General features: G+C 62.7%; 6 protein-coding genes. 1 reads left to right on the forward strand and 5 read right to left on the reverse strand.

Annotated features, from left to right (window positions below):
- Positions 1 to 76: 76 nt before the first annotated feature.
- Complete coding sequence (locus EN935_RS20350; RefSeq protein ID WP_127373559.1) at positions 77 to 1,360, reverse strand: cystathionine gamma-synthase family protein; 1,284 nt, start codon at positions 1,358 to 1,360, stop codon at positions 77 to 79.
- A 122-nt stretch (positions 1,361 to 1,482) separates the two neighbouring features.
- Here EN935_RS20350 and EN935_RS20355 point away from each other — a divergent pair, with 122 nt between their 5' ends.
- Complete coding sequence (locus EN935_RS20355) at positions 1,483 to 1,941, forward strand: Lrp/AsnC family transcriptional regulator (RefSeq protein ID WP_126069589.1); 459 nt, start codon at positions 1,483 to 1,485, stop codon at positions 1,939 to 1,941.
- Between the two features lie 43 nt (positions 1,942 to 1,984).
- On the opposite strand, the gene EN935_RS20360 is transcribed toward EN935_RS20355, so the two are convergent.
- Genes EN935_RS20360 through EN935_RS20375 form a run of 4 tightly spaced genes read right to left on the reverse strand, consistent with a single transcriptional unit; the run spans position 1,985 to position 5,509 of the window.
- The gene (locus EN935_RS20360; protein ID WP_013530916.1) at positions 1,985 to 2,956 is read right to left on the reverse strand and encodes an ABC transporter substrate-binding protein; all 972 of its coding nucleotides are present in this window, start codon (positions 2,954 to 2,956) and stop codon (positions 1,985 to 1,987) included.
- A 40-nt stretch (positions 2,957 to 2,996) separates the two neighbouring features.
- Positions 2,997 to 4,151 (reverse strand): ABC transporter permease, encoded by a 1,155-nt coding sequence (locus EN935_RS20365; RefSeq protein WP_127265551.1) that lies wholly within the window; start codon positions 4,149 to 4,151, stop codon positions 2,997 to 2,999.
- A complete protein-coding gene (locus EN935_RS20370) occupies positions 4,148 to 5,026 on the reverse strand; it encodes an ABC transporter permease (RefSeq protein WP_127265552.1) in 879 nt (292 codons plus the stop codon). The genes EN935_RS20365 and EN935_RS20370 overlap by 4 nt, the downstream gene beginning before the upstream one ends.
- The gene (locus EN935_RS20375) at positions 5,027 to 5,509 is read right to left on the reverse strand and encodes an endonuclease domain-containing protein (RefSeq protein WP_127373560.1); all 483 of its coding nucleotides are present in this window, start codon (positions 5,507 to 5,509) and stop codon (positions 5,027 to 5,029) included.
- Positions 5,510 to 5,530: the final 21 nt, after the last annotated feature.

Raw genomic sequence — 5,530 nt, forward strand, 5'->3', positions numbered from 1 at the left:
AAAGTATCCTTCGGCGCACGCATATGTGATGGCAGGCAAAAAGCCCGATTGCCTACCCGCCAGGGGAAAGCGGCGGTCAGACCGCCGCCAGCGCCTGCGTCAGGTCGGCGATCAGATCATCTGGGTGCTCGACGCCGATGGACAGCCTGACCGTGGTCTCCAACACACCGATGCGCTGGCGAACCTCGAAGGGAATGCCCGAATGGGTCATGGCCGCGGGGTGGCTGGCCAGCGATTCCGTTCCGCCGAGGCTTACCGCCAGCTTGAAGATCTGCAGGTTGTTGAGAAAGGCGAAAGCCGCCTTCTCCCCGCCCTTGATATCAAAGGAGAAGGTCGAGCCGGCACCGGTGCATTGCGCCCTGTAGGCGCGGCCCGCCAGCGTGTCCTCGCCCAGGAACGGCAGGTAATGCACCTTCCCGACCTTGGCATGATCACGCAGGAATTCGGCGACCAGACGCGCATTGTCGTTGGCCCGCTCCATGCGGATCGACAACGTCTCCAGCGAGCGGCCGAGCATCCAGCAGGAATGCGGGTCGAGCTGCGTGCCGATCGCGCCGCGCAGCGCCTTGATCGGCTTGGTGACCGCCTTGCTGCCCATCGCGGCGCCCGCGATCAGGTCGGAGTGGCCACCGACATATTTGGTCAGCGAGTAGACGGAGACATCGGCGCCGTGTTCGATCGGCCGCTGGAACACCGGGCCGAGCAGCGTGTTGTCGCACACGACGATCGGCGTCGACCCTTGGCTCGCGCCGATCTCGTCGGCGATCTTCCGCATCACCGCGATGTCGACCAGGCTGTTGGTCGGATTTGACGGCGTCTCGATCAGGATGACCGACACGCGGCCCTTCGCGACGGCCGCATCGGCAGCCGTGCGCACCGCTGTCTCATCGACGCCGTCCGCGAAGCCGACAGCGCCGATGCCGAAACCGGAAAGCGTGCGCGTCAAGAGCGTCTCCGTGCCGCCGTACAGCGGCTGCGAATGCAGGATGACGTCGCCCGGACGGGCATAGGCGAGCAGCGTCGTGGCGATCGCCGACATGCCTGATGAAAACAGGATACAGGCATCCGTCCCCTCATAGATCGCCAGCCGGTCCTCGACGATCTCGCTGTTGGGATGGTTGAAGCGCGAATAGACCAGGCCGGACGCCGTGCCGCTCGGCGGCTCCTTGCGGCCGGAGGTGTAATCGAAGAAGTCGCGTCCCTCTTCCGCCGACTTGAACACGAAGGTCGAGGTCAGGAACACCGGTGGCTTGACCGCACCCTCCGAAAGCTGCGGATCGAAGCCATAGCTCAGCATCAGCGTCTCCGGGTGGAGCTTGTGGTTGCCGATATGGGTTTTCGACGGGCGTGGCGCGGTCATGGCTTTTCCTGCTTTTGAAAGAGTGTCGCACGGCAATTTATGCGATCCCGACCCGCCAGTCCTTGCTATTCTTGGGCTCGCATGGCTGCATTCCCGCAACAAATTGCCCGGAGAGACCAAAAATGCAGCAGAAGATAGCCGACGATTTCGACCGCAAGATTCTGCGCGAACTGCAGGCTGACGCCCGCATCACCAACAACGAGCTTGCCGAGCGGATCGGCCTGTCGCCGTCGCCCTGCCTGCGGCGGGTGCGGCGGCTGGAGGAGACCGGTGTCATCAGAGGCTACACCACGCTGGTCGATCCGGCCGCCTTCGGCTGGAGCATGGTCGCCATCGCCACCATCCGGCTCAGCCGCCAGAACGAGGACGAGATCGTGATGTTCGAGGACGCGATCCGCGGCTGGGAAGAGGTGCTGGAATGCCACCTCGTCACCGGTTCGCGCGACTATGTGCTGAAGGTGGTGACGGGAAACCTCGAGCAGTACGAGCGCTTCATCAAGGAAAAGATCGCGCGGCTGAAATGCGTGGCCTCGATCGAAACCAGCTTCGTCATGAACACCATAAAGGAACGGCGCCTCTAGCAAGAGGCGCCGTTCTCTAGATCGATATGTTGCCGACTAGGGCTTACTTCACAGCCTTGTCGGTGATGGCGGTGGTGTAGGCGCCGGTCGGCTCCTTGGTGATGATCTTCTGGTCGAGCAGCGCCTTGGCGGTGCGCTCATACGTGGCCGGGTCGAGCTTCCCGTCGGCATTGTCGATCAGTTTGGCGACTTCGCTCATCATGCGCTTCTGGTGGTTCTCGTCCTGGCCGCCGCCGTCCATGACGATGCCTGCGGCTTCGTCATTGTTGTCGATGGCGTATTTCCAGCCCTTCATCGACGCACGCACGAAACGCACCATCTTGTCTTCGAAGGCCGGATCCTTGAGCTTGTCTTCGGACGCATAGAGCCCGTCCTCGAGCAGGTCGTTGCCCATTGCCGAGTAGTTGAACACGGTCAGCTGTTCCGGCTTGTAACCAGCGTCGATGAGCTGCCAGTACTCGTTGTAGGTCATCACCGAAATGCAATCCGCCTGCTTCTGGATCAGCGGCTGCACGTCGAAGCTCTGCTTGAGCACAGTAACGCCATCCGGGCCGCCTTCGGTCTTCAGGCCGAGCTTGTTCATCCAGGCGTAGAACGGATACTCGTTGCCGAAGAACCAGACGCCGAGCGTGTGGCCCTTGAAGTCGGCTTCGGTCTTGATCGGGCCGTCCTTCGGGCAGACCAGCTCCATGCCAGCCTTCTTGAACGGCTGGGCGATGTTGACCAGTGGCACGCCCTTTTCGCGGGCGGCCAGCGCACCGCCCATCCAGTCGACGATGACGTCGGCGCCGCCGCCGGCGATCACCTGCTCCGGAGCGATGTCGGGACCGCCCGGCTTGATGTCGACGTCGAGACCCTCAGCCTCATAGAAACCCTTGGCCTTGGCGACATAGTAGCCGGCAAACTGGGCTTGCGTGACCCATTTCAGCTGCAACGTCACCTTGTCGGCGGCCATTGCCTGGAACGCGGCAAGCGACATCGCGCCGGCCAGAACGGGAATAATCAGTCTTTTCATTTTATTACCCTCTGAAGTTAGTGCCCTAAACCCACCGCCCCTATCCACCACGGACAGAGGGATGCCAAAACGTGACGGCTCTTTCGACAAGAGCGACCACGCCATAAAAGACCGAACCCGCAAGTGCTGCAACTGCGATTTCGGCCCAGACCATGTCGATGTTCATCCGCCCGACCTCGGTCGAGATGCGGAAGCCCATGCCGACGACAGGCGTGCCGAAGAACTCGGCGACGATGGCGCCGATCAGCGCCAGCGTCGAGTTGATCTTCAGCGCGTTGAAGATGAAGGGCGCGGCTGCCGGCAGCCGAAGCTTCAAGAGCGTCTGCCAATAACCCGAAGCATAGGTGCGCATCAGGTCGCGCTCCATATGGCCGGAGGCGGCCAAGCCGGCGACCGTGTTCACCAGCATCGGGAAGAAGGTCATGATGATGACCACCGCCGCCTTGGACTGCCAGTCGAAACCGAACCACATCACCATGATCGGCGCCACGCCGATGATCGGCAGCGCCGAGACCATGTTGCCGATCGGTAAGAGGCCGCGCCGCAGGAACGGCACGCGGTCGGCGAGGATCGCAGTAACGAATCCGGCGCCGCTGCCTACGACATAGCCAAAGATCACCGCCTTGAAGATGGTCTGCCGGACATCGGCGCCAAGCACCGGCAGCGAGCTGGCGATACGCGCGCCGATGGCGCTTGGCGGCGGCAACAGGATGAAAGGGATGCCGGCGCCGCGCGTCACCGCTTCCCAGATGATCAGGATCCAGGCACCGAAGATGGCGGGGATGATCAGACGCAAGGACGTCCGCGCCCAGCTCGCCATCGGGCGAAGCCCCGACAGGACGGCAACGCAACGCCAGCCGAGCAGCCAGGCAGCGGTGAGCAGCAGGAAAAACGGCGCTCGCGCCAGACCTTCGAAGCCGGCGATGCCGCCAATCAGCAGCCAGGCCACCAGATGCGCGCCGATGAAAAGCACAATAGCTTCGACGATGGACGGTATTCTGGCCATCGAGATCAAGGCAACAAGAAGCAGCACGCCGAAGATCAGCCAGTTCGTCGCCACATAGGGATATATCAACGTCCCTACAGGCTGCGCCAGCGGATCCACTTTCGGCGCAGCGATCGGGCCGAGCGCCACTGCGATCAGGCACAGCACGATCGCCAGCACAGCTTGCCAGGAGGGTTTCAGCCAGTTCATGCCGGCCTCCCGCCCATGGCGCGGTCAACGATACGCCCGGCAATGCCGACCACCATGACCAGAAGTGCGGCCACCACCGAACCGGCGACCAGCGCCGACCAGATGTCGATGGACTGGCTGTAATAGGCGCCGGCCAACAGCTTGGCGCCGATGCCGGCGACAGCGCCGGTCGGCAGTTCGCCGACGATTGCACCGACCAGGCTTGCCGCCACCGCAACCTTCATCGAGGTGAACAGGAACGGCACCGAGGCTGGCACGCGCAATTTCCAGAAGGTCTGCGCACGACTGGCATTGTAGGTGTGCATCAGGTCGAGATGCATGATCTCGGGCGAACGCAGGCCCTTCACCATGCCCACCGTCACCGGGAAGAACGACAGATAGGTCGAGATCATCGCCTTCGGGACCAGGCCAGTGACGCCGACCGCCGCCAGCACGACGATGATCATCGGCGCCACCGCCAGGATGGGAATGGTCTGCGAGGCGATGATCCATGGCATCAGGCTGCGGTCGAGCGTCGCCACATGCACGATGCCGACAGCAATGATGATGCCGAGCGCCGTGCCGAAAGCAAAGCCGAGCAGCGTCGACGACAGCGTCACCCAGGCATTGTAGACGAGGCTGCGGTTCGAGGTGACGGGCCGCAGGAAGGTGTTTTCGAAGAAGTTCACCGCCACCTGATGCGGCGCCGGCAGCGTCGGCTTCGGCTGCGCCAGCGTCTTGCCGATGAATTCGCTCAAAGTATGTGTTTCGCCGGCGCGGCGATCGAGATCGCGCTGGAACGGCGTGTTGAGGATGACAGCGAAGACATACCAGAGCACGATCACCCCAGCGAGGATCGAGGTCACGGGAACGAGCTTGTCGCGAAAGGTGTCCATCTAGCAGGCCTCGCTGGACGAGCGCCCTCCTCTCCCCAACGGGGAGAGGGTGGCCGGAGCGAAGCGGAGGTCGGGTGAGGGGGTAGAAATCTTTCCGTCCAGGCAAGCCAAGATCGTATCCAGGACAGCTCGGCGCTCGGCCAAGACTTCATGGTTCCAGAACCGGAAAACCGAATAGCCTTGGCTATTCAGCCAGGCGGTTCTCGCCGGGTCGGTTGGTAAATCCGCGTGTTGGCTGCCATCGAGTTCGACAATCAGGCCCACCTCGCGGCAAACAAAATCAGCGATGAAAGGCCCCAACGGCACCTGCCTCACAAATTTGTAGCCGTTGAGATGACGGCCTCTCAGTTCGCCCCAAAGCCTGTATTCAGCCTCGGTCTCGTCAACCCGCAGCCTTCGGGCGCGCTCGGTTGCCCCGACCTTTCTCTTGGTCGGATCTGTCGGCGCCGCCCCCTCACCCGACCTCCGCTTCGCTCCGGCCACCCTCTCCCCGTTGGGGAGAGG

It is taken from the genome of Mesorhizobium sp. M7D.F.Ca.US.004.03.1.1 (assembly GCF_003998635.1).
In the GTDB taxonomy this organism is placed as follows: domain Bacteria; phylum Pseudomonadota; class Alphaproteobacteria; order Rhizobiales; family Rhizobiaceae; genus Mesorhizobium; species Mesorhizobium loti.

Coding starts and splice junctions, on each gene's coding strand:
- EN935_RS20350 (WP_127373559.1), bottom strand. CDS start 1,360: ATGACCGCGCCACGCCCGTCGAAAACCCATATCGGCAACCACAAGCTC.
- EN935_RS20355 (WP_126069589.1), top strand. CDS start 1,483: ATGCAGCAGAAGATAGCCGACGATTTCGACCGCAAGATTCTGCGCGAA.
- EN935_RS20360 (WP_013530916.1), bottom strand. CDS start 2,956: ATGAAAAGACTGATTATTCCCGTTCTGGCCGGCGCGATGTCGCTTGCC.
- EN935_RS20365 (WP_127265551.1), bottom strand. CDS start 4,151: ATGAACTGGCTGAAACCCTCCTGGCAAGCTGTGCTGGCGATCGTGCTG.
- EN935_RS20370 (WP_127265552.1), bottom strand. CDS start 5,026: ATGGACACCTTTCGCGACAAGCTCGTTCCCGTGACCTCGATCCTCGCT.